Source organism: Paraburkholderia sp. ZP32-5 (genome assembly GCF_021390495.1).
GTDB lineage: Bacteria > Pseudomonadota > Gammaproteobacteria > Burkholderiales > Burkholderiaceae > Paraburkholderia.
Map to the genome: position 1 here is coordinate 2,880,750 of NZ_JAJEJP010000001.1, position 24,151 is coordinate 2,904,900.

21 protein-coding genes and 1 tRNA gene are annotated in these 24,151 nt (G+C 63.8%); 8 read left to right on the top strand and 14 right to left on the bottom strand.

The features are described from left to right. The first annotated feature begins 24 nt into the window (after window positions 1–24). From L0U82_RS12230 to L0U82_RS12240, 3 genes are all read left to right on the top strand, one after another. Window positions 25–101 (top strand) — tRNA-Pro (locus tag L0U82_RS12230). Window positions 102–138: 37 nt separating this feature from the next. Continuing rightward, window positions 139–732 carry a hypothetical protein gene (locus L0U82_RS12235; RefSeq protein WP_233831321.1) on the top strand — a complete coding sequence of 198 codons (594 nt, stop codon included), beginning with the start codon at window positions 139–141 and terminating at the stop codon, window positions 730–732. A gap of 182 nt (window positions 733–914) precedes the next feature. Next, window positions 915–2,279, top strand: coding sequence for an OmpA family protein (locus tag L0U82_RS12240; RefSeq protein ID WP_233831323.1), 1,365 nt, complete (start codon window positions 915–917; stop codon window positions 2,277–2,279). A 204-nt stretch (window positions 2,280–2,483) separates the two neighbouring features. Here the strand turns inward: L0U82_RS12240 and L0U82_RS12245 are convergent, their stop codons facing one another. The 13 genes from L0U82_RS12245 to L0U82_RS12305 form a co-directional block, all read right to left on the bottom strand. Continuing rightward, window positions 2,484–3,206 (bottom strand): 2,3-bisphosphoglycerate-dependent phosphoglycerate mutase, encoded by a 723-nt coding sequence (locus L0U82_RS12245; RefSeq protein WP_233831325.1) that lies wholly within the window; start codon window positions 3,204–3,206, stop codon window positions 2,484–2,486. A gap of 66 nt (window positions 3,207–3,272) precedes the next feature. Continuing rightward, a complete protein-coding gene (locus L0U82_RS12250) occupies window positions 3,273–4,061 on the bottom strand; it encodes a carboxymuconolactone decarboxylase family protein (RefSeq protein WP_233831327.1) in 789 nt (262 codons plus the stop codon). Window positions 4,062–4,335: 274 nt separating this feature from the next. After that, complete coding sequence (locus L0U82_RS12255; protein WP_233831329.1) at window positions 4,336–4,728, bottom strand: cupin domain-containing protein; 393 nt, start codon at window positions 4,726–4,728, stop codon at window positions 4,336–4,338. Continuing rightward, window positions 4,725–5,639: an NAD(P)-dependent oxidoreductase gene (locus L0U82_RS12260; RefSeq protein ID WP_233831332.1), complete on the bottom strand. Its 915-nt coding sequence runs from the start codon at window positions 5,637–5,639 to the stop codon at window positions 4,725–4,727. Before L0U82_RS12260 ends, L0U82_RS12255 begins: the two co-directional genes overlap by 4 nt. A 24-nt stretch (window positions 5,640–5,663) precedes the next feature. Continuing rightward, window positions 5,664–7,013, bottom strand: a complete 1,350-nt coding sequence (locus L0U82_RS12265; protein ID WP_233831335.1) for an MFS transporter — start codon at window positions 7,011–7,013, stop codon at window positions 5,664–5,666. Window positions 7,014–7,158: 145 nt separating this feature from the next. Next, window positions 7,159–7,554 (bottom strand): carboxymuconolactone decarboxylase family protein, encoded by a 396-nt coding sequence (locus tag L0U82_RS12270; RefSeq protein ID WP_233831337.1) that lies wholly within the window; start codon window positions 7,552–7,554, stop codon window positions 7,159–7,161. A gap of 216 nt (window positions 7,555–7,770) precedes the next feature. Then, complete coding sequence (locus L0U82_RS12275) at window positions 7,771–9,201, bottom strand: aldehyde dehydrogenase family protein (RefSeq protein WP_233831339.1); 1,431 nt, start codon at window positions 9,199–9,201, stop codon at window positions 7,771–7,773. 111 nt (window positions 9,202–9,312) lie between these two features. Beyond that, on the bottom strand, window positions 9,313–9,639 hold the full coding sequence (locus tag L0U82_RS12280) for an NIPSNAP family protein (protein WP_233831341.1): 327 nt from the start codon (window positions 9,637–9,639) through the stop codon (window positions 9,313–9,315). A gap of 116 nt (window positions 9,640–9,755) precedes the next feature. Then, window positions 9,756–10,679, bottom strand: coding sequence for an NAD(P)-dependent oxidoreductase (locus L0U82_RS12285; RefSeq protein WP_233831343.1), 924 nt, complete (start codon window positions 10,677–10,679; stop codon window positions 9,756–9,758). 39 nt (window positions 10,680–10,718) lie between these two features. Then, window positions 10,719–12,125 carry an MmgE/PrpD family protein gene (locus tag L0U82_RS12290; RefSeq protein ID WP_233831345.1) on the bottom strand — a complete coding sequence of 469 codons (1,407 nt, stop codon included), beginning with the start codon at window positions 12,123–12,125 and terminating at the stop codon, window positions 10,719–10,721. A 67-nt stretch (window positions 12,126–12,192) separates the two neighbouring features. Continuing rightward, a complete protein-coding gene (locus L0U82_RS12295) occupies window positions 12,193–13,608 on the bottom strand; it encodes an MFS transporter (RefSeq protein ID WP_233831347.1) in 1,416 nt (471 codons plus the stop codon). A gap of 202 nt (window positions 13,609–13,810) precedes the next feature. Beyond that, window positions 13,811–14,590 carry an SDR family NAD(P)-dependent oxidoreductase gene (locus L0U82_RS12300; RefSeq protein WP_233831349.1) on the bottom strand — a complete coding sequence of 260 codons (780 nt, stop codon included), beginning with the start codon at window positions 14,588–14,590 and terminating at the stop codon, window positions 13,811–13,813. 365 nt (window positions 14,591–14,955) lie between these two features. After that, a complete protein-coding gene (locus L0U82_RS12305) occupies window positions 14,956–16,062 on the bottom strand; it encodes a LacI family DNA-binding transcriptional regulator (RefSeq protein WP_233831352.1) in 1,107 nt (368 codons plus the stop codon). A gap of 284 nt (window positions 16,063–16,346) precedes the next feature. Between L0U82_RS12305 and L0U82_RS12310 the strand changes: the two genes are divergently transcribed. The 4 genes from L0U82_RS12310 to L0U82_RS12325 all read left to right on the top strand — a co-directional run bounded on the left by L0U82_RS12310 (window position 16,347) and on the right by L0U82_RS12325 (window position 19,899). Then, window positions 16,347–17,147 carry an N-acyl homoserine lactonase family protein gene (locus L0U82_RS12310; RefSeq protein WP_233831355.1) on the top strand — a complete coding sequence of 267 codons (801 nt, stop codon included), beginning with the start codon at window positions 16,347–16,349 and terminating at the stop codon, window positions 17,145–17,147. Window positions 17,148–17,310: 163 nt separating this feature from the next. Continuing rightward, the gene (locus L0U82_RS12315; RefSeq protein ID WP_233831358.1) at window positions 17,311–18,297 is read left to right on the top strand and encodes an Ldh family oxidoreductase; all 987 of its coding nucleotides are present in this window, start codon (window positions 17,311–17,313) and stop codon (window positions 18,295–18,297) included. Between the two features lie 176 nt (window positions 18,298–18,473). Then, entirely contained in the window at window positions 18,474–18,932 is a 459-nt protein-coding gene (locus L0U82_RS12320; protein ID WP_233831362.1) for a SixA phosphatase family protein, read from the top strand. 154 nt (window positions 18,933–19,086) lie between these two features. Next, window positions 19,087–19,899 (top strand): GNAT family N-acetyltransferase, encoded by an 813-nt coding sequence (locus tag L0U82_RS12325; RefSeq protein ID WP_233831365.1) that lies wholly within the window; start codon window positions 19,087–19,089, stop codon window positions 19,897–19,899. A gap of 155 nt (window positions 19,900–20,054) precedes the next feature. Here the strand turns inward: L0U82_RS12325 and ppx are convergent, their stop codons facing one another. Next, window positions 20,055–21,746: an exopolyphosphatase gene (gene ppx, locus L0U82_RS12330; protein WP_233831367.1), complete on the bottom strand. Its 1,692-nt coding sequence runs from the start codon at window positions 21,744–21,746 to the stop codon at window positions 20,055–20,057. 205 nt (window positions 21,747–21,951) lie between these two features. On the opposite strand from ppx, the gene ppk1 reads away from it, so the two are divergent. Continuing rightward, window positions 21,952–24,015, top strand: a complete 2,064-nt coding sequence (gene ppk1, locus L0U82_RS12335; protein WP_233831369.1) for a polyphosphate kinase 1 — start codon at window positions 21,952–21,954, stop codon at window positions 24,013–24,015. Window positions 24,016–24,151: the final 136 nt, after the last annotated feature.

The following is a 24,151-nucleotide window of genomic DNA, read 5'->3' on the forward strand; positions in this document are numbered from 1 at the left end:
GACCCCGTAGAATCTTGGATTCGTCGGAGCGTAGCGCAGCCTGGTAGCGCATCTGATTTGGGATCAGAGGGTCGTAGGTTCGAATCCTATCGCTCCGACCACAGTTGACGATCGATAAAACCCGCATGGCGTAAGGCTATGCGGGGTTTTTCCTTTAAGGGCTTGAAAACGGTGAATCCATCGCTTCCGGATTCTCTCCACCTCGTCTCTTCCACCGCGACCCCACTCGAACCTTCAGTCTTCGACGAGCGGAAGCGGATCACACCGGCAGCACGATCCACCGATGATCACTCGTCGTTCTTTGGGTCGGCCGCCCAGCGCGAATTACGGATTTCCCGAGAGCTGTGCAGTCGGGTAGCACCGATCGACAAAGCACTGCCTCATCGGCCCGGTCGAAACCTCAGCAGTTACCTCTTTTCCCTCTCGCACGCAGCTCGTCGTGAGCGTGGTCTCGCAGCCAAGATAATCGCCAGCGAAGCGCTGGTCGGATATCCGCGAACGCCGCAGCCTCGGCTGCTTCAGCCTGACATCGCTACACGGGTTCGGCGCCACATGGCGCCGGTTGATACACCAGTCGAAGAAGCCGGACAGGAACGCACGCATCACGCGTTGCATATGCGGCTTGTCTTTCCCGTTGTCGCCGAGGAACTGTCGCACATACGGCACATCCGTATGCTCTCCGTTGATATCGGCGAATCGCCGGATGTCATTCAGAAAAAACCATCACGGTAGATCGGACTTCTCACGAGACGCTAAAGAAATGCACTCCTGATGCCGATAGCCCGGCAACACGGTCGTGTGTGGATTTGGCACGAGCGTACGCTTTGCGAATACGCCGCGACGATGACAAATTCCGCTTCATCGCGAATAAAAATTTGTCTGAACTGCCAACAAATTAGATAAAGGAATATCTCGTGTCAAAGGAATCATTCACGACTGCCGGACGCTCCGGGAAATTCTCGGTGACCAACTGGTCTCCTCTCACCGGCATCGGTCTTTTTAATGCGGACTACAACGTTGCCGCCGGCGAGATGAACATTACGATCAAGGTCTGCATCACGTTCTCGGATTTCAATCAAAAGTGGAACGATATAGAAAAGGTCGAGTGGCAGAAGGATCTTTTTGAAATCGTTTCGAAATTCTGGACTGACCGATATCTGCTGCAGTGTACTCGCGAGGGCTGGAGTGAGTTTGCTGTGCAGGTTAAGGTCAATCTGGAGCTGGTACCAAAAACGGATGCCCACGTTGACATTCAGGTCAGAAAGAACATGCCGGACGAGCCTACCAGCGGTGGCGGCGTCGGTTGGAGCGCTACTCCCCCGTTGTTGTCGATCGACAATAAGGCTATCTATCCCAAAGACCAGCTGAAACAGCGTGAGGCCATTTTCAATCTGCGAATGGTGCAGATGGGGGAGGCCATTCGCGATCACCAGCTCGGATTTATCCCGTTCGCTAAAGACAGCGCGGATCTGAATTCCGATATGAAAATGAAGTTGCTGAGATTTGCGAGATACATTAATCAAATTTCAACCAACGATATTCGCGGCATACAGCTTGTGGTTTACGGGCATACCGCGGGAAACGACAGTTTCATGAAGATCGGCCTTGGCAAACGGCGCGCACAAGCCGTCGCATCGGCGCTGGACACGGCCTTGGGTAATAACGTAAGCGTTTTCGTCACCGATTCCGATAGTTCCAAGGCCGGGCTCAAAAGCAGCATTCTAAAGACGCTCACCGACTTCCATAAGCGCGCCGTTACGTCGACATCCATTCAGGGCGTGTGCATTTCCGTGCGTGTTCCGAAGGCCGTAAGCCACGCAGCCGAAATGAATTACATCGTTGTTTGCCATGAATTTGGCCATATGCTGGGCCTGCCGGATGAATACATGGGCGCTCTTCATCCGTTGCTGACCGAGCGTGCCAATGCGGACAACATGATTTCCAAAACATTCCAGCGCGCCATCATGCAGGGCGATCCGGAGAAATGGCAGGATAGCCATAAGCGGATTCGCAATCAGCAAGCGGGTATGGCGGAAATGCTGCGCTATAACACCGACGTCAGGTCACCGACCTTTCTTACGCAGACGGAAGTGATCGATTCAACCATGGTGGCGACATCGAGCATCATGCATAGCGGTATGGAAGTCATGCCGGCGCATTATCTGACGGTCTGGTCTTGCCTCGCCGAAATGACCTGGGATTATCTCCCTCCTACCGCATGGAAGATCGTTCCGAGCCCTCGTAATCGGGACGCCATCCGCTACTTCCGGCCCGCGTAGGTAGTCGATCCACAGAAATTCGAAGAGCCTTGTGCAAAGGCCCTGAAGCGGAAAGTTGTTGATGCGTCTGCAGGAAGCTGGCCGATTATCGGTAGTTACCTGCAGACTCTGCCTTTCCACGGCCCTTGCCGATGGACAAACCCGGCGGCTACGCCGCACGCAAGAGCCCGGTTGCCCATCGGGGAGCGCAGTACAGCGCATCTTTCAGCGCACCGCCAACAACGCGCCGAGCGGCATGCGCGAACAGACCTCGAGCGTCGCATCGAAGCGCATCACGAGCGGCTCGGCATGCGCGACCTCGACCGATGCGATCGCGTCGTCGGCGATGCGATCGAGCTGCTTGAACAGCGCGCGCAGCGAATTGCCGTGGCCGACCATCAGCACCGATTGCCCGCGCGCGAGCGCCGGCGCGACGCAGTCGTCCCACAGCGGCAACACGCGATGCAGCGTATCGCGCAGGCTCTCGGTGCGCGGCAGCGCGTCGGGGCACGGCATCGAGTCGTCATGCAGCGCGCTCACCAGTTGCGCGTGCGTTTGGGCATCGAGCGGCGGCGGCGCCAATTCGAATCCGCGCCGCCATTCGCGCACGCGTTCGACGCCATAGGCAAGCGCCGCCGCGTTCTTTTCCATGCCGGTCAGCGCGCCGTAGTGCCGATCGTTCAGCCGCCACGACCGCACGGTTTGCGGCACTGGTCGATCGAATGTCTGCATCGCGTGCGCGAGCGTATCGGTGGCGCGCAACAGCGCCGACGTGACCGCGAGATCGAATCGCAGGCCGGCTTCGCGCAACTGTTCGCCGACCCGACGTGCGTCCGCGACACCTTGCGCGGACAGTCCGACATCACTCCAGCCGGTGAAGCGGTTCGCGCGATTCCAGATCGACTGACCATGGCGCAGCACGACCAGAGTGGCAGGTTGAGTGCTCATGCCGGTCGCTCCGCATCGGTCGTAGCCGAGGATCGCAACGGCGGCATCACTTCGTATCTCGCCATATCACGCATGCGGACTTCCCTTCGCGGCAGCCGCGCTCGCGAGCGCGGCTTCGAGCATCGGCGCACCGAGTTCCGCGCCATGAATGCCCGTCACGCTGACAACTTCCAGCAACTCCATCAGTTCTTCGGCCGTCGCGCCGTAACGCAGCGCGTTGCGGATATGCAGCTTCAAACCTGGCACGTACAGATGCGTGGCGGACGCATCGAACGCGCAGTAGATGAACTCCTTGACCTTCGGGCTCAGCACGCCGGTACGCCACGGCACCGACGAAAATTCGACATACGCCTCGAACAGATCCGGATCGAGTTCGAGCAACCCTTCCCAGCTCGGATGCCAGTAACCGCGGTTCTTTTCGAACGCAGCCTTCAGCGCCTCACGCCGTGCGTCGAGCGGCGGCGCGCCGTGGCGCAGACCTTCTTCTTCGAGCACTTCGAGCAGCACCGGCACGCCGACATTGCTCGTGTGGATGCCGATCGTGCTGATCAGTTCGAGCACTTCGACGAGTTCGTCGCGCGTCGCACCGAACGACAGCGCACGCTCGATATGACGCGCGACACCCGGCGCATACAGTTGCGTCGCGCAGGCGTCGGCGGCCAGCGCGATGAATGCGCGGGTCTTGTCGTCGAGGTGATGGCGGCGGCGCGGCACGCCGGCAAACTTCAGGTACGCATCGACGAACACCGGGTCGAGCCGCACGAGGCTGTCCCATTCGGGGCTCGCTTTACCGTGCAGGCTGACGAGTTCGTCGCGCAGACGCGACGGATCGGGATGCGGTGGAGTCTGGTTCATGACGTCGGTTCCATCGTAGGCTGAACAACATCAACATCGGTGAGGCGGTGGGGGCTGCGCCGCCGGATGCGATATCTGCGCAAGTGCGAATACAAACACGCAAACGCGAGATGCACGCGGCCCGGCCGTACGAGCTGTCATCGCAAGCTCTGGCGCACGTACGCGCGAACGATACAGCGCGGCGCGGTGCAAAAAGTACCTGCCACTCGCGCCATCGCAACAAGCAACACGCACAGTAACACGCTGCCAATACGCACCGCAGCCGCGCCACCCCTCAACCCACCGCCGCCCCCGGATAATCGCCTTGCGCGACCTCCTCCTGCCACGTCCCCTTACCGATCGACGTCGCGATATGAACCATGTAGCTACCCTCGCTCGCGCCGTGCCAGTGCCGCTCGTTCGGGCCGATGAACACGATGTCGCCCTGGCGGATCGGCTGCGGCTCTTCGCCGTCGAGACAGACCCATCCCTGACCAGCCGTCACCTGCAGCACCTGGCCATGCTCGTGCGTGTGCCAGTACGTGCGCCCGCCCGGCGCGAAGAACACCGTGTTGATCGTCACACCGTTGGTCGCCGGCATCACCGGATCGGCCCACACGGTGCCGGTAAACGTATCGCTGCGACGCTCGGACATCGCGCCCTCTGCCCTGCCTTGAAAGACCTTCATGCGTTGTTCTCCCTGTCTGCGTGATCGAAGAGGCGCACGCCGCCCGACACATCGCCGATCGCATCGACGACCCGGTTGCTGATCACATCGCCATAGCCGAGCGCGGTGCCCAGACCGAAGCTCGCGAGCGGGCCCGCGGCGTTCAGCGACATCACACCGAGTTCGCGCGCGCGATCGACGTACAGCACGACATCCTTCGTCATCAGCTTGCCGGTCAGGCCTCCTTCCAGATAATCGCCGCCGACGATCTTCGGAAAGCGGTTGAGCGTCGCGAAGTTGACACCGCTGCTGCTGTTCAGCACATCGAGCAGCAGATGCAGATCGAGCCCGGCCTTCTTGCCCGCGACCATCACCTCGGCGCTGGCCGCGAGACTCACCGCGTTCAGGAAGTTGTTCAGCAGCTTGGTCGTGTGACCGGAGCCGCTGTCGCCCATGTACGCGACCTTCGCGCTGATCGGCGCGAACGCCCATTGCAACGCCGCGACCGCGTCGGCCGCGCCGCCCACCATCAGAGTCAGCGTGCCTTTTTCGGCCGCGGCCGCGCCGCCCGAAATGCCCGCATCGACGTATTGCACGCCGCGCTCCGCGAAACGCTTCGCAACGCGAATCGTCGAACTCGCGGCGGCCGTGCTCAGATCGACGACGATCTGTCCGGCGCGGCAGTGCGCGAGCACGCCGCCTTCACCTTCGACTACCGTCTCGACCACCTTGCTGTCCGGCAGCGACATCATCACGACATCCGCGTAGTCGACCACTTCGCGCAACGACCCCGCCGCCTTCGCTCCAGCCGCCTCGGCGCGCTCGCGTGCGCTGTCGTAACCGAGCACCGCGATGCCCGCATCGACGAGCCGCCGCGTCATGCGTCCGCCCATATTGCCGAGACCGATAAAACCAATCCTTTCCTTGTTCATGACTCCGCTTCCTCTGCGACGAAATTAGAAATCGACATCCTTCGTTTCCGGGCCCATCAACGCGCCGACCATGCCGAGCAGCCCGCCCATGCACAGCAGCACGACCGACGTCAGACGCAGCGGCATGAGCGCGCCGAGCCAGTTCATATAGAACGCGTAGAACGACGGGATGATCACCGACAGACTGAAGCCGACGCCGAAGCCGGTCGCGCGCACGTCGGTCACGAAGCGTTCATTGATATACGTGACGATCACGCCCCACGGCGACGTGACCAGCACCGCGAGCACGCAGGTCAGCGCCATGATGGCGCCGAGCGACAGTCCGTCCACGTTCGCGAGCACGTACAGCAGCACCGCGCCGACGGTCGCGATCAGCGGCCCGATGATCACGAAAAAGCGGCGCCGGCCGATGCGCTGCGCGATCAGCCCCGCGCCGATATAGCTGAAAAACAGCACGAAGTACGTGAGCATCAGTGTCGCGGTCATCTGGAAGCCGCTCAGATGCAGCGTCTTCACGAGCAGGCCCGTCGGCAGAAAAATCGTGATGATGTTCTGCGTGAGCCAGAAGCCCGTCATCATTACCAGCACCTGCAGCAGGCTGCGGCCGCTCTTGCCGCGCAGCAGATCGGACAGCGGCAGCTTTTCGGCGACCGCGCCCTTGTCTTCGGCTTCGCTTTTCCAGATCTCCGATTCGGCGACCTTGCGCACGTAGTACATCGCCAGCAGCCCGGCGAGCGCCGCGCCGATCACGAATGGAATGCGCCAGCCCCACTGCGCGTACGGCGAATTCATGCCGTTCAGCGGAAACAACACGAACATCAGCATCGCGACGAGATTGATCGTCACGTAAGCGGCCGGAAAGCCCGCGATGATGAAGCCGCCGACGAAGCCGCGCTGCTCCTTCTTCGCGTATTCGATCGCGAGCGGCATTGCGCCGGTATAGCCGCCGCCGAGAAAGATCCCGTCGACGAAACGCAGCAGCACCAACGCCCAGTACGACGCAATGCCGATACTCTGATAACCCGGCAGCAACGCGATCAGCAGCGTCACCACGCCGAAGCCCGAGACCGACCAGATCGATGCCTTGCGGCGCCCGACCCGGTCCGCGATCATGCCGAACACCAGCGCGCCGACCGGCCGGCCCAGCAGCGTCGTGATGAACACCAGCGACGCGAGAATCGTCTCCATGCCCGCCGACAGATGCGGCGGCTGAAAAAAAGCGAGCACCGGCGACAGCACCACGACCGGCAGATAGATATCGAACATGTCGATGAACTCGGAGAAGAACGCGCCCTTGATCGCGTTGCGTCTCTTCGTCTCGATCGATTGTTCGCCCTCCGACTGTACGACCTCATTCGCAGTCAATGCTTTCATGCGTGTCTCCATTCGTTATCCGCACAGCGGACGGTGCGGGTTCTTCTTGCGTGGCCCCGTGCTCTGATCGTTGCCCGGTCTCGCGCCGGGTCTCTGTCTGGCTCGTGTTTTATGTGTGCGTGGCCGTTACCGCGACGTTGCCTCGTCAGGCCACCGCCATTTCGGTTTCGTAGGCCTTGATCGCTTCGCTGGCGACGCGAAACGCGGCCAGCGCGAGCGGCGCGCCGCAGTACACGCCCGCCTGCATCAGCACCGCGCGGATCTCGTCCTTCGTCACGCCGTTGCGCAGCGCGCCCTTCACATGCACCGACAACTCGTGGTGCTGGCTCATCGCGGTGAGCATCCCGAGGTTCAGCATGCTGCGTGTCCGGAACGACAGCGTCGGGTCGCCCCAGATATCGCCCCAGCAGCTTTCGGTGACGAACTTCTGCATCGGCCGGTTGAAATCGTCGGCATTCGCCCACGATTTTTCGACGTGCGCGGCACCGAGCACGTCCTTGCGATTCTCGAAGCCCTTGTTGAAGCGGTCGTTGGTGTCCATCGTGATTCCTCTGTGGTTCTGCCTTTCACTGAGCGTGTTTGTCGTGCGGCGCTCCAGCAACGGTCTTCACACACGGCCGGTTAAGCTCGCCGTCGATTGCATGAGCGGATGATTGTCAGACAGCCCGTTGGGGCAAAATTTTTTTGGCGTGGCACGGCGCGCGCGGCTGGCGGTATCGCATTGCATCGCAGTACGCCGCGCGTGCCACGCCGTCTTTCACTCGACGCCGTAACCGACCATCGCCTTGGTTTCCAGGTACTCGCGCAAGCCGGCTTCGCCCCATTCGCGGCCGTTGCCCGAGCGCTTGTAACCACCGAACGGCGCGTGGAAATCCGTGGGCGGGTAATTCAGATGCACGCCGCCCGCGCGCAATGCGCGGCCCACTTTGCGCGCGCGCGCGACATCGGCCGATTGCACGTAAGCGGCGAGACCGTAGTCGGTACCGTTGGCGATCGCGATCGCTTCGTCTTCCGAGTCGTACGGGATCATCGACAGCACCGGCCCGAAGATTTCCTCGCGCGCGATCGTCATCCGCGGCGTGACGTCGGCGAACACCGTCGGGCGCGCGTAGTAGCCCACTTCGATACCGTCCGGCCGGCCGATACCGCCGACCACGAGCCGCGCACCTTCGTCGATACCGGTCTGGATCAGCGCCTGCACGCGCCTGAACTGGTTTGCGTTGACGAGCGGTCCGATCTGCGTGGCCGGATCGTCGGTCGGACCGACGCGGTACGCTTGCGCCGCGCGTTTGGCGATCTGCGCGGCGTCGTTCATCAGATGACGCGGCACCAGCATGCGGGTCGGAATCGAGCACGACTGGCCGGAGTTCGTAAAACAGGCCGCCACGCCACGCGTGACTGCCTGATCGAGATCGACATCGTCGAGCAGGATGTTGGCCGACTTGCCGCCGAGTTCCTGCGCGACGCGCTTGACGGTTTCGGCCGCCGACTGCGCAACCAGTACACCCGCGCGCGTCGAACCGGTGAACGACACCATGTCGATATCCGGATGGCTCGCGATCGCAGCGCCGACGCCGGGCCCATCGCCATTGACGAGATTGAACACACCGGCGGGCACGCCCGCTTCGTGCAGCACTTGCGCGAACGCGAGCGCGCTGAGCGGCGAATACTCGCTCGGCTTCAGCACCATCGTGCAGCCTGCCGCGAGCGCGGGCGCGATCTTCACGACGATCTGGTTGATCGGCCAGTTCCACGGCGTAATCAAACCGCACACGCCGATCGGTTCGAGCACGATGCGCGTGCTGCCACGCTGCTCCTCGAAGTCGAAGCGTTCGAGCACTTCGATCAGCGCGTTCAGGTGCGCCGGCCCGCGCACGGCCTGAGCATTGCGCGCGAACGTGATCGGCGCGCCCATTTCGCGGCGCATCAGTTCGGCGAAATCGTCGTAGCGCCGCTCGTAGATAGCGACCACGCGCCTGAGCAGCGCGACCCGCTCGGCCGCGCTGGTTGCGGACCACGCCGGCAACGCGCAGCGCGCGGCGGCGACCGCGCGATCGACATCCGTTGCATTGCCGAGCGCGAGCTTGTCGAATACTTTTTCCGTCGCTGGATCGATCATGTCGAACCAGGCAGCGGACGCGGGATCGACCCACTGTCCATCGATATAAAACTGCGCTGCATAGGTCATCGGAGGCTCCAGAATCAATCCCGGTCACGCGGACACGGTCCCATCGGCGCGCCCATCACGTTGAGGCCGATAAAGCCAACTCGTTTTGGGCGCGCCATCAAAAGACCCTGCTTAGCGCAGCGCCGAGAACGCGGTCGGCGTCAGGAAGTGGTTTTCGATGCGCTCGACGATCGGCGTCACCGCTTCGCTCGCCGCGCGTTTGGCGATCCAGTCGGCGTCGGCCTGGAACGCATTCCACTTCTGCTCGCGCTCGGCGAGGCTTTCCCACTTGAGCATGTAGGTCAGCGCGTGATTGCTCGGGCCGATCAGCGTGGTCCAGAAACCGATCTGCTGGATGCCGTGCTTTTCGAAGAAGCCGAGCGTGGTCGACGTGAAGCGGTCGAGCAGTGCCGGCAAACGTGTCGGCGCGCAGTGATAGATGCGCATTTCAACGATCATGTGTTACTCCTTGTGTGGTCAGGTGTAGGCCGGCGCGACGCGCCGGCCACCGTTTGTTCGTCTGTGTGATGGTTCGTTCAATTCCGCCGCTCGGTGCGTGCGCTTAGTGCATCCGCTCACTCGGCAAGCCCTTGCGGCGACGACCAGCGCTCGACGTACTTGACGAGTTCGGTCATGTCGCGCTTCGCGCCGTCCTGCATCGCCGAGTAGTTCCACACCTGGCGCGCGACGCTGCCGACCCACATCGGTACGCCGAGCGCCTGGCATTCGTCGACCGCAAGGCCGATGTCCTTGCAAACGCTGCCGACTGGAAAGCCGAAATCGAAGCTGTGCGTCAGCACGTGTTTCGGAAACTTGTCGAGCGTCGCGCCGTTTTTGCCGCTGCCCGAATTGATCACCGACATCATCACCTCGGGGTCGAGCCCGCCGCGCACGCCGGCCACGAATGCTTCCGACGTGATCGCGAACGCGGTCGACGACAGCATGTTGTTCAGCAGCTTCAGCAACTGCCCCTGGCCCGGCTGAGTGCCGACGACGAACACCTTGCCGAGCACGTCGAAGAGCGCGCGGACTTCGTTGAGCGCGGCCGGCTTGCCCGCGGCCATGATCGCGAGCGTGCCCTTCCTTGCGCCCGCGGCGCCGCCGCTCACCGGCGCGTCGACCGTGTCGATGTCTTTCGCGAGCAGCCCGTCGGCCACTTCCTTTTCCATACGCGAACCGACCGTCGACAGATCGACGAGTATCCTCAGCGCGCTGCCTTCGATCAGACCGTCTTCACCGAGCGCCACCTGTTTGAAAATCGCCGGCGTCGGCAGGCTGGTGAAAACGATCCGCGCGCTGTCGGCGACTTCGCGCACCGAGTCCGCGGCGTGCGCTCCGATCGCCTCGAGTTCCGCGAGCGCCTGTTCATCGCGATCGAACACGACGAGCGTATGGCCCGCCTCGATCAGCCGGCGCGCCATCGGCCGTCCCATCACGCCTACACCGACAAAACCGATCCGCTTGCTGCGTTGTTCGCTGCTTTGTTCGTTGCCCGACATGGCTGTCCCCATCGATTGGAAATTCGTTGATCGCGCGGCTCAGTTCACACACGCGAGTTGCATCAGTGTTGCCGCATCGGTCTCGCTATCGAAGCGCCAAAGCGTATCGATCAGCGGTTGCGGCGCGACGCCCCAGCCGCCATAGGCGGCAAGCTCACGCAGCTTCGCCGCGAGTTCGACGTCGGCGAGCGGCGCGGCAAGGCTGCCGCGCGCCGCATCGATACGTCGCGAGACCCTATCGCCCGAGCGCAGCACCAGCGCGACCTCGGCCGCTTCGAGCGGAAACGCCGCGGCGTCGATAAAGCGCAGACGCGCGCCGAATGCGCGCAACGACGGCTCGGCGACCGCGTCGTCGCTGAATTGCGCGAGGCCCGCGAGACCTGTTGCGAGCGTGACGGCCACCGCATGCTGGGCGCTGACCTGCGCTTCGCGGCCGGTGCGCGCGTTGGGCCGGTCGGTGCGTTCGCGTAGCAACGGATGCCCGGTCAGTTCGACCCGCTCGATATCGTCGAGACGCCAGCGCGCATCGCGGCGCAAATCCAGGCACGCGTCGATCACCGGGTTCAGCACCACGCCGCACGGATACGGCTTGTAGGTATTCGACAGCAGCGCCCATTCGTGGCCGAGTCCATCGGTCAGCGCATCGAGCTTCGGCGCCGTGGCGGCGACGCGCACAAAACCGCGCGTGCCTTCGAGCGGCGCATCGGGACCGGAGAAATCGTCGGCGGCGAGCAGCGCCGACAGCAGACCGTTACGCGCCGCGTTGCCCACGCTGAGGCTTTTCGACATCGTGCCCAGCGTCTCGACCAGACCACCCGCCTGTGCGGACGCATTGCCGAGCGCCCACACGAGCTGCTGCGCGCTCAAACCCAGTGCCTTGGCCACCGCCGCAGCCGCGCCGAACACGCCGCAGGTCGACGTGATGTGCCAGCCACGCTGATAGTGCTCGGGGGATACCGCCTTGCCGATCCGGCATTCCACTTCGACGCCGAGCACGAAGGCGAGCAGCAACGCTTCACCACTGATCGGCTGGGTCTGCGCGAGCGCGAACAGCGCGGCGGCCACCGGCGCGCTCGGATGAATGATGGTCGGGATATGGGTGTCGTCGAAGTCGAACACGTTCGCGCTGATCGCGTTGAGCGCCGCCGCGTTCAGCATGTCGACGCGCTCGCGCCGGCCGATCACGCCTGCGCTTAGGCCGGCGCTGAAGCGCTGATAAGTGCGCACTGCCTTGTCGACTGTCGGGTCCGTGCAGCCGGCCAGCGCGACGGCCACGTAGTTGATGAGCGCTCGCTTCGCTTCGTGCCGCACCACCATGGGCACGTCGCGCCACGTCGTCGCCGCGACCCATTGCGCGATGCGCCGGGTCGCGTGGCCGGCGTCGCGGTTGGTGCTGCCCTGGTAACTGCCGGCTTCGCTGGAACTGCTGTCTGACTGCGCTGCCATGTGCGGACTCGTCCTCTACCGTTTTGCGCCTGACGACAATGCTTTGCTGTTTCGCGTACTACGCGGCTTACGATCTCGTCACCGGCGCCGCGCGACCGTCGACCACCTGAGTGCTCGCGTCGGCCGTTCTGCTCACTTGCGCCGCGATCGATTCGAGCGAGCGCCGGCGCGTCTCGGTGCCGAGCACGCCGACGATCACCGCCTGCACCAGCAACGTACCGACGATCAGCGTCAGCACGCCGGCAATGCCGAAGCCGGTGAAAGCCGACGCGACCACGTACGGCACCGCGATGCTGACTGCGCGGCCCACTGTGTTCGCGACGCCCGAGCCGCGCAAACGCAGTTCGGTCGGAAACAGTTCCGGCACATAGGTGGCGACGCTGAACGACGACAGCACGTAGATGCAGCAGGTAATCGCGAAGCCGAGCGCGGCGATCGCCACCTCGGACTGCGCAAACGGATAGGCAGCGCCGAACGCCGCGCAGATCAACGAAAACAGCACGATGCCCCACTTGCGGCCGACGCGTTCGGCCAGCGCAAACGCGATCAGCGAGCCCACCGGGCCGCCCGCGAACATCACCGCGGTCAGGCCCAGCGAGTTCGACACGCTATGGCCCTGCTTGACGAGGAAAGTCGGAATCCAGCTGACGAATGCGTAGTTCACGACGAACAGCGCGACCAGCACCGTGATGGCCGTGATCGTGCGCGTGAGCAACCGGCGCGTGAACAGATCGCCGAGACGGCCGTTGTCTGGCGTGTCGACGCGGCGCGGCTGCTGTGCGGCCGCCGTGATCGCGGCAGCGGAATCGACGCCGCACGCCGCCTCGATGTCCGACACGATCCGGTTCGCCTCGTCCGCGCGATTGCGCGACGCGAGCCAGCGCGGCGACTCCGGCATCGATTTGCGCAGGAACCACACGATCAGCGCGCCGCAGCCCGCGATCGCGAACATCCAGCGCCAGCCGTATTGCGGCACGATCAGCCAGCCGAGGAAGGTCGACAGGAACAGCGACGTATTGATGATCAGATTGAGGATCGTGCCGAAGCGGCCGCGCCACGCGGCCGGAATGAATTCACTGAGCGTGCCGTAACCGACGACGATCTCCGCGCCCATTCCGATGCCCATCACGAGGCGAAAGAAGATCAGCCAGGCCATCGACGGCGCGAGTGCCGCGGCGATCGATGCAAAGCCGTAGATGCCGAGATTGAACTGATAGCAGAAGCGCCGCCCGAAACGGTCGCCGAGCAGACCGGACAGCCACGCGCCCGACATCATGCCGAGGAACGTGACGGACACGAACATCGCGTTGAGCTTCAGCGTGGATTCGCCGCTGTGGATCATCGCGGCCAGCACGCTGCCGGCGATGTAGATATCGAACGAGTCGAAGTACATGCCGGCGGCGATCAGGCCGAGCAGCCGCCAGTGATAGCCGGACAGCGGCACGCTGTCCAACCGGTATCCGATAGTCGCTTCGTTCTGCATGGGCACTGTCTCCGTCAATGTCACTTTCTTGTCGTGGCATTCCTGGTCCGCACCAACTCGCCCATCTTATGTGAGCGCTATCACTGAAGCAGATTATATTGCCGTCATACGATCAGTCAAGCCGACATTTCTGCTGTCAGGGTCTTTTTATCGATCGGGGAGGGCCGGCGTTCTACTGCACGCCATAACACCGCGTAGCCGCTCAGGTCGCGAGCCAGCCGCCTTCCACGGGCAGCATCGCGCCCGTGATCTGCGCGGCGGCATCGCCGCACAGAAACACCACCAGATCGGACACCTGCGACGCCTCGACGAAGCGGCCAGTCGGCTGCTTGCCCGTCAGGAAGCGCTCCACCGCCGTTTCGCGATCGAGTCCGGCGTCGTCCATCAACGCCTGAATGCGGTTCTCGCTGGTCGGCGTATGCACGGCGCCCGGACAGATCGCGTTGCACGTGATGCCCTGCCCCATCGTCTCGGCGGCGACCGCGCGCGTCAGTCCGAGCAGCGCGGACTTGGTCGTCACGTAATCGACGCGGTTCACCGTGCCGCGCATCCCGTACACCGACGTCATGTTGAAAATGCGGCCCCAACCACGTTCGCGCATGCCCGGCAGCGCCAGACGAACGGTGTGAAACGCGGCGCTCAGATTGACCGCCAGTGCTTCGTCCCATTTGTCGACGGGGAACGCGTCGAGCGGCGCGAAATGGCGCACCACCGCGTTGTTGACCAGCACGTCGATCGAGCCTAGCCGCTCGCGTGCTTCGAACATCATCCGTTCCACCGCGCGCGCATCGCCGAGATCCATCTGCAGATAAGCGGTGTGGCGGCCGTGTCGGTCTTCGAACGCGGCGCGCGCCGCCTCGACCTGCGCGGGCGGCTCGACGCCATGCAGCACGACCCGACAGCCGGCCGCGGCGAGCGCGTCGGCCATTGCCAGACCCAGACCATGCGACGACCCCGTGACGAGTGCGGTTCTCCCCTTCATTCTGCTTTCCCTTGTCTGAGCTGCGCGTTGCGGGGCGGCCACGAACAGGCGTCGCTTGCCGTGCGAAATATGATAGCGCTAACCAAACGGAAAAGGCAAAGCATGGCAATGTAGGGAATTGCCCGGATGACTCGCCACGATGGATGAAACGGAGAGGAACGCAGGGATAGCCGCAATAGCCGCGCGGGCGGCTGATACAGGACATGCCAGCCACGCAATCACGCTATGTGTGGGGAAGATGCGGAAGCGACGGGCGCATTGCGCGCCTCGACATTCAATGATCTATAGGGAAGAGACGAACGCCACCCAACGACATCAGCACGCGTGCACCGACGCGCGGATTACCGCGCGAACCCATCGCCAGCTCAGGTGCTTTCGCGCTGGATGATTTCGAAGCCGAGGTCGAGCCGCATCGGCACGGCCGGTTCGTTGCTGCGCAGCCGTTGCAGTAATGCGTCGGCGCTGCGGCGGCCGATTTCGAGGCGCGGCAGGTTCAGGCAGGTCAGACGCGGCACCGTGTGGCGCAGGATGTCGAGATCGTCGAAGCCGGCAATCGCGATACGCTCCGGCACCTTCCAGTTGCGGCGTTGCGCTTCGAACAACGCGCCGATCGCCAGCACGTCGCCGGCAAAAAAGATCGCATCGACTTCCGGCACGCGCTGCATCATCTCGACGAGCGCGTGCGCGCCCGACGCGAAGCCGCCCTCTACTTCACGCACCAGCGCGGGATGACGTTCGCGGCCGAGCGCATCGAGCGCCGCGTGATAGCCCTTCAGACGCTCGCGCGCACGCATGTTGTTGCGGGTGGTCAGGCACACGAAGCCGATCGACTTGTAGCCGCGGCCCGCCAGATACAGCGTCATTTCTTTCGCGGCGTGGTAGTTCGAATAACTGATCGCCATGTCGATCGGCGTGCGCGCGAGGTCGCCCGTTTCGACGACCGGAATGCCGGCCGCGCGAATCACCTGCGCGGCGCGCGGCGTATGAGCCGTGTTGTGCAGCACGAGCCCGCTCACGCGTTGCGCGATGAACGCATCGATCAGCGCCTCTTCTTCTTCGAGCGAATGGCCGCTGTCGGCCAGCAGCAATTGCATGCCGGCAGGACGCAGCACGTCCGCGCAGCCCTTGATACTGAGCGAATACAGCGAGTTCTGGATGCTCGGCACGATCTGGCCGATGACGTTCGAGCGCGCCGACGCGAGATTCGACGCGATGTGATTCGGCACGTAGCCGATCTGGCGCACCGTATCGAGCACCAGCTTGCGGGTTTCCTCGGACAGACGTTCGGGTTCGTTGAGCGCGCGCGATACCGTCATCAGCGACACGTTCGCCGCTTTCGCGACATCGATCATGCGCACCGCCTGTCCGCCGGCGCGGGTCTTGCCCGTACCGCCGGCTGTTTTCCGCGCGGGTTTCAGTCCGACTTTCAGCTCGATGTTTCCGTCGTCGACGGCCGCCACACGCTTTTTCACTCGTCCATCCGGCTCTTCAGTTCGATGGCGGATTGTAGCGCATGCCGCCACGCGCTCCGCCTTGTCGCGCGCGGCTTTCGGAGCGCTTGTGAACCTCTTCGGCAGCGTTTTGTGCATGCGTGTGAGCGGCTTCAGACGGCCTTGCGCGGGCGCGGTATGTAACGACAGCGGCTGGCGGCACTGCACGACTTCCCATCATCGCATCCGCTGGCACGAGCCAACACAACGCGCGGCGACAGAGTTATGATAGCGCTCTCATTCGCAGGGAACAGGAGACAGTCGCCATGACAGCCGTACCCGAGAACTACAAGATCTACGCGATCAAATACGCGCATCACGACCGCCCCGCGCGGGACAACTTCCTCGGCGGCGATCCGCACGACGTGAACATGCCGCTCGACTATTTCGTGTGGGCCGTCGTCGGCGAAAGCCGCAGCTTTCTCGTTGATACGGGTTTCGATGCCGATGAAGCCGCCAAGCGCCGCCGCATCATCACGCAGCCGATTGAAGCAGGCCTTGCCACGATCGGTATTCGCCCCGACGCGGTGGAAGACGTGATCGTCACGCACATGCACTACGACCATGCCGGCAACCGCGCGCTGTTTCCGCACGCGCGCTATCACGTGCAGGACCGAGAGATGGCTTACTGCACGGGCCGCTGCATGTGTCACGGCGCGCTCAATCATCCGTTCAACCCGGAGGACGTGAAGTCGATGGTGGGCCGCGTGTTCGATGGCCGCGTCGTATTTCACGACGGCGCGTCGCACATTACGCCGGGGCTCAGCGTGCACCGCGTCGGCGGCCACACCGACGGGCTGCAGGTGGTGCGCGTGCATACGGAGCGCGGCTGGGTCGTGCTTGCGTCCGATGCGTCGCATCTGTACGCGAACATGGAGCAAAACCGTCCGTTTCCGGCGGTCTACAACGTCGGCGACATGATCGAAGGCTATCGCCGCGTGCATGAACTGGCGGACTCCGCGCAACACGTGGTGCCCGGGCACGACCCCGCCGTGCTGACGCGCTATCCGGCCGCGAGCAGCGAGACCGAAGGCTGGATCGTGCGGCTCGATGCCGCGCCGCGTTGAGCCGCTGCGTTGCCTGACGGCGGATGAAGCACCGCCTCGATTGACGCACTGAGTTGAAGCACTGAAGAAGCACTGAACGTCCGCCGCCGCATCGCGCGGCTGCCCGCGACGCACCGGACGCCGATGACGCACGCGCGATAAACGCGCGGCATGGAGATCGCCCATGAACCTGACGGTTGCTGCCGCGCGCGAACTCGCGCGGGCATCGCTCGCGCAACTCGGCTATAGCGACGCCGACACGCAAATCATCGTCGCGCATCTGATGGACTGCGAGTTGCGCGGACTCGGCTATAGCGGGCTCGCGCGCATCCTGAGCATCGCGGAACGGCTTGCGGCCACACCTCGCCCGGCGCGCCCGATCACCGTCGTCAAGGAATCGGCGGTGTCCGCGCGGCTCGACGGCGGCGATCAGCTCGGCTATCTGGTCGCCCAGCGCTCGACGCTGCTCGCGATCGACAAGGCATCCAGCGCGGGCATCGCGATCGTCGGCGCGAGCGACACCTGGTACACCGGCATGCTGTCCTACTACGCGGAAATGGCCGTCGCGCGGGATCTCGTCGTGATGCTCGCGTCGAACGCGTCGCCGTGGGTCGCGCCGCATGGCGGCACCGAGGGCCGCTTCGGCACCAATCCGATCTGCTTCGGCTTTCCGTCGAACGGTCAGCCGGTGATCTGGGATATCGGCACGTCGTCGATCATCCATGCACAGGTCAAGCTCGCCGAGCGCATCGGCGACGCGTTGCCGGCTGGCGTCGCGTTCGACGCGGCGGGCCACGAAACGCGCGATCCCAGCGCCGCGCTGGCCGGCGCGCTGGCGTCGTGGGGCGGTCACAAGGGCAGCGGCCTCGCGGTCGTCGTGCATCTGCTGGGCATGCTGGCCGGCTCGCCGATGATGCCCGGCGAACTGCGCGACTTCGGCTTTCTGGCGATCGCGGTGCGACCCGACCTGCTGACGTCGCTGGACGACTACAAAGCCGCCGTCGACGGCTATGCGGATGTGATCCACGCGACCCGTCCGGTGGAAAACGGCGCGCCGGTACGCATGCCGTTCGAGCGCTCGATCGCGGAGCGGGCCGCACGCATCGCGGCCGACCGGCTCGAGATAGCGGACGAAGTGGTGAGTGCGCTGCGCGCGCTGGGTGGGCGTTAGATCGGCTGGGCGGGGAGCGAGTCCCCAATCCAGGCACCCCGCTTGCGCACCCCCGCATACACATGCCACAGTATTCGCGCACAGTACCCGCTTCCTGGCCCGCGCCGAACCCGCGCCGGCCAGCCAACAGCGCCCACCCGCGCCGCCCTCATCCGCCGCCTGACAAGGAGACCCGCATGGACCTGATCCTCTGGCGTCACGCCGAAGCCGAAGATGTCGCCTCCAGCGATCTCTCCCGCGCGCTCACCACGCGCGGACGCAAGCAGGCGCAATGCACCGCCAAATGGCTGCGCGCCCGTCTGCCCGAAGACGCGATCGTGCTCGCAAGCCCGGCGGTGCGCACGATCCAGACCGCGGAAACGCTGACCGACCAGTATCGCGTGGTGCGCGAAATCGCCCCGAACGCAAGCGCCAACGACGTGCTCGAAGCAGCCGGCTGGCCCGGCGGCATCGCGCAGACCGTGGTGATCGTCGGGCACCAGCCGACGCTCGGTCACGTGGCCGCCCGTCTGCTCGGCGACAGCGACGCGAGCTGGCCGGTGAAAAAAGCCGGTATCTGGTGGATCGCGAGCCGCGAGCGCGACAACGGAAGCCACGCGGTGTTGCGTGCAGCCATCACTCCCGATCTGATCTGAACACCGGCCTCGGGCGCCGCGCCCGACATTACAAGACTCACGCGTATGGCTTACGGGCAGTCATCCAATCGTCACGGGTTTGCCATGCAAGCGTCACCACGCGTTACTACATTGGCGAAAAAAGAAATTCCTCTTTTTTTGTTCAGGACCGCCAATGCGAGAATTGCCGACGCCCACCCTGCCCTTCGCCTCGCTCCTCGAGTCGCGCCGTCTGCCGCGCGCCGAGGAAACGGTTACCGCGCAGCATCGACTGCAAGTGTCGTGGGCGCGTACCGACGAGGAACTCCGTGAAGCGCAGCGTCTGCGTTACCGCGTGTTCGCCGATGAAATGGGCGCGCGCCTGACCGGCCCCCAAGGTCTCGACGTCGATGCATTCGATTCGTACTGCGATCACCTGCTGGTTCGCGATCTCGACACGCTGCAAGTGGTCGGCACCTATCGCGTGCTGCCGCCGCATCAGGCCGCGCGCATCGGCCGCCTGTACGCGGAAAGCGAATTCGACGTATCGCGTCTGACGCACCTGCGCGCGGAGATGGTCGAGGTCGGCCGCTCGTGCGTGCATGCCGACTATCGCAGCGGCGCGGTCATCATGTCGCTGTGGGCGGGGCTCGCCGCGTACATGAAGCACAACGGTTACGAAACGATGCTCGGTTGCGCGAGCGTCGCGATGGTCGACGGCGGTCACTATGCGGCGAACCTGTATTGCTCGCTGCGCGACAGCGCGCTGACGGCACCGGAATATCGCGCATTTCCGCACACGCCGCTGCCGGTCGACGATCTGCAGACGGGCGCCGAGGTCGCGCCGCCGCCGCTGGTGAAGGGCTATCTGCGTCTTGGCGCGAAGATTTGCGGCGCGCCGGCATGGGATCCCGATTTCAACACCGCCGATTTTCTGACGCTGTTCCGTCTGTCCGATATCAATGCGCGCTATGCGCGTCACTTCCTCGGTGATGCGCTGCCGCGTTGAGCGTACCGAATGAAGTGGCCGGCCGTTATTACCGCCGCGCCGGCTAGCAAGACACCAACGAGACGCGAGTGAGACACAACGAAAAAGCCCGGCATTTGCCGGGCTTTTTTATTCAGCACGCCGATACGCGCCGAAACGCGTACCCAAGCCGCTGATCAATCATCGGTGTACACGACGCGATACGGAATCCCGACCTTCTCCCATTCCGCCGCTTCCTGGATCAGGCTGTAGTCGGTCAGCGGATTGTTGACGACCCAGCCGTTCGGCAACCGCACCTCGTAGCCGCCATTGACCTGCGCGACCGAAATCCACGGCAAACCGACATCCGAGCGTCGGCGGCACAACAGCGATGCGAGCCGCAGACAGAACAGCAGCGGCCATTCGACGTCGCGCGTTTGCGCGAGCTTGCCGAGCTTACCCGCATGGCCCAGCACCAGCGCCGCGAGACGCGCCTGATCGGTGCGCGAAAAGCCCGGCATGTCGGCGTTGCTCGCGATATACGCGGAATGCTTGTGATACGCGCTGTGCGAGATCGACAGGCCGATCTCATGCAGCGCCGCCGCCCAGCCGATGAACATGCGGTTTTCCGCGCGACGGTCCTGCTCGGCTTCGTTATCCGCCTGGTGCGCCTGGTTCGCTTGATTCGCCTTGTTGCTCGCGTCGGTGAACTGGTCGTAAAAACCCGTCGACAGATCACTGATGCGTCCCGCCTGCGCGCGATCGACGCCATAGCGGCGCATGAAGCCCTCGACCGTCACCGTGCGCATGTCCTCATGCTGCGAACGGCCGAGCAGGTCGTACATCACGCCGAGGCGCAGCGCGCCATCGGTGGTGTCGACGTAATCGACGCCGAGTTCGTCGAACACCGCGATCATGATCGACAGGCCGCCCGCGAGCACCGGTATGCGGTCGCTCTTGAGCGCCACCAGCTTCAGCCGGTTCACGTTCTCGGCCTTGATCAGCGCGCGCTTCAGACGTTCGAGCCCGCCGCGCGAGATGCCGTGCGTGACGCCCGCGTCGTTGAAGCCGTTCGCCTCGACCAGTTCGGCGAGCGCGCGCGCGGTGCCCGACGAGCCGATCGCCTGCTCCCAGCCGGTCTTCTTGTATTCAGCGGAAATGATCTGGATTTCGCGGCGCGCCGCCAGTTCGGCCTGGCGCATCGTGTATTCGTCGACGTTACCGGCCGGGAAGAACGAGCGGCTATGGCTGACGCAGCCGATATACAGGCTTTCCATCTGGATCGGCGTGTAATGCGAGCCGATGATGAATTCCGTCGAACCGCCGCCGATATCGACGACGAGCCGCTTGCCCGCGCTCGCCGGTACCGAGTGCGCGGCGCCCGCATAAATCAGACGGGCTTCCTCGCGCCCGGCGATCACCTCGATCGGAAAACCGAGCGCGGCCTGGGCCTCGCCGAGAAATTCGCTCGCGTTCTTCGCGATGCGCAATGTATTGGTCGCGACCGCGCGCACGTGGTCGGGATGAAAATCGCGCAGACGCTCACCGAAACGCTTCAATGCATCCCAGCCGCGCACCTGCGACGCCCGATCGAGCATCTTGTCGCGCGACAGCCCGGCGGCGAGCCGCACCGGCTCGCGCAACGCATCGACCTGATAGATCTGGCTGCCCGCATCGGTTTCCTCGACCCGGCCCACGATCAGCCGGAAGCTGTTCGAGCCCATATCGACGGCGGCGAGGAGTTGGGGGGTATTGACCATCGGGTAAGCAGACTCCATGCGCGCTAGCGCGGCGGCAGCGGCGGCGGACGCGGGGAGCGATGCTCGCCGGCCCGGCGCCTTCGGCGCGCGCTGCGCGTCACGGCCGGTCGCACTGTTCAAAGACGCCATTCTAAGCGTAGCGGGCCTCACAGTGTCACCTCGCGGCGGTGGGAGCCTCGCTATGGTCGCATAGGCCGCGCGTCATATTGACGACAGGCGGCGGTTGCGGCATAAAATCTTAAAAATACTCCGAATGTCATCACGACGTCATCAAACTGTGCGAATTTCCGAAGGTCTTTCCGTCTCCATTCCAGACACTCCAATTTCGCTGCCGATGTCCGTCCGCTATCCCCTCCTGAATCGCGAGCTGGGCATTCTGGGTTTCAACGAGCGTGTATTGGCGCAAGCCGCCGATCCAGCCGTCCCCCTGCTCGAACGCCTCCGCTTCATCTGCATCACCAGCAGCAACCTCGACGAATTCTTCGAAGTCCGCATGGCGGGCCTTCAGGAGCAGATGCGCGATAACCCCGGCGCACTGTCGCCCGACGGCATGTCGCTGCAACACGTCTATGACCTCGTGGTCGAGCGCGCGCAGAAGCTCGTGCACCGGCAGTACACGATGCTGCACGACACGGTGCTGACCGCGCTCGAACAGGAAGGCATCTATTTTCACGGCACCGAAGCGTGGAGCGAAGCGCAGACCGAATGGGCGCGCGGCTACTTCTTCGACGAACTGCTGCCGGTGCTCACGCCGATCGGCCTCGACCCCGCGCATCCGTTTCCGCGCGTGCTTAACAAGAGCCTGAACTTCGTCGTCGAACTCGAAGGCAAGGACGCGTTCGGGCGCCAGGCGATGATGGGCATCGTGCAGGCGCCGCGCGCGCTGCCGCGGCTCGTGCGCATGCCGCAGGAGCTGTCGGGCTATCCGCATGGCTTCGTGCTGCTGAGTTCGCTGATGCAGCACTTTGTCGGCGAACTGTTTCCGAATCTGGTCGTACGCAGCTGCAACCAGTTTCGCATCACGCGTAATAGCGAACTGTTCGTCGACGAAGACGAAATCACCAATCTGCGCGTCGCGCTGCAGGGCGAACTGCCGGCACGGCATCTGGGCAACGCGGTGCGGCTCGAAGTGTCGGCCGAAACGCCCGCGCACGTGGTGCGGCGTCTGCTCGACGAAAGCGGCCTGTCCGACAAGGACTGCTATTACGTGAACGGCCCCGTCAATCTGGTCCGGCTGATGCAGTTGCCGGAGATGGTCGACCGGCCCGATCTGAAATTCGTCCCGCATATTCCGTCGACGCCGCCGCAGATCACCAATGCGGCAAGCATGTTCGACGTGATCGATCAGGGCGACGTGCTGCTGCATCATCCGTACGAGAGCTTCCAGCCGGTGCTGGAACTGCTGCTGCAGGCCGCCAAGGACCCGAACGTGGTCGCGATCAAGCAGACCATCTACCGCACCGGCACCGACTCGCCGCTGATGGACGCGCTGATGCAGGCCGCGCGCAACGGCAAGGAAGTCACGGTGGTGGTCGAGCTGCTCGCGCGCTTCGACGAGGAAACCAACATCAACTGGGCGTCGCAGCTCGAAGCGGTCGGCGCGCACGTGGTGTACGGCGTGGTCGGCCACAAGTGCCACGCGAAGATGATGCTGATCGTGCGGCGCGTGTCGCAGGGCGGCAAGACGACGCTCAAGCGCTACGTGCACCTGGGCACCGGCAACTATCATCCGCGTACCGCGCGCCTCTATACGGACTTCGGTCTGATGACCGCCGATCAGAAAATCTGCGAGGACGTGCATCACGTGTTCCAGCAACTGACCGGCATCGGCGGCGAGTTGAAGCTGCACGAGCTGTGGCAGTCGCCGTTCACGCTGCATCCGAAGCTGATCGATGCGATCCGCAAGGAAGCCGACAATGCGCGCGCCGGCAAGAAGGCGCGCATTGTCGCGAAGATGAACGCGCTGCTCGAACCGAGCGTGATCACCGAGCTGTACGAGGCGTCGCAGGCCGGCGTGAAGATCGATCTGATCGTGCGTGGCGTGTGCTCGCTGCAGCCGGGCGTGCAGGGGCTCTCCGAGAACATCACGGTGCGCTCGATCGTCGGGCGCTTTCTCGAACACCACCGCATTTACTACTTCTATGACGGCGGCAAGGAGCAGGTCTATCTGTCGAGTGCCGACTGGATGGATCGCAACCTGTTCCGCCGCGTCGAAGTCGCGTTCCCGGTCAACAACCGGCGTCTGAAGCGGCGCGTGATCGCGGAAGGTCTGTCGGCGTTTCTCGGCGACAACCAGTCCGCGTGGCTGATGCAAAGCGATGGGCATTACCGTCGCCGCCGGCCCGGTAAATCGTCGCGCAACGGACAGATGAGCCTGCTCGCGAAGTTCTGTTCATAGCGAGCGGCGGCGATGCTTGCCACGATGGCACGCAGCGCGTGCGCAAGCCGAGCATCCATAAAAAAAGCCGCCTGTTTCAGGCGGCTTTTTTACTACGCGCACGGATCACGTGATCGGATTGCCGCGCTTGACCCGC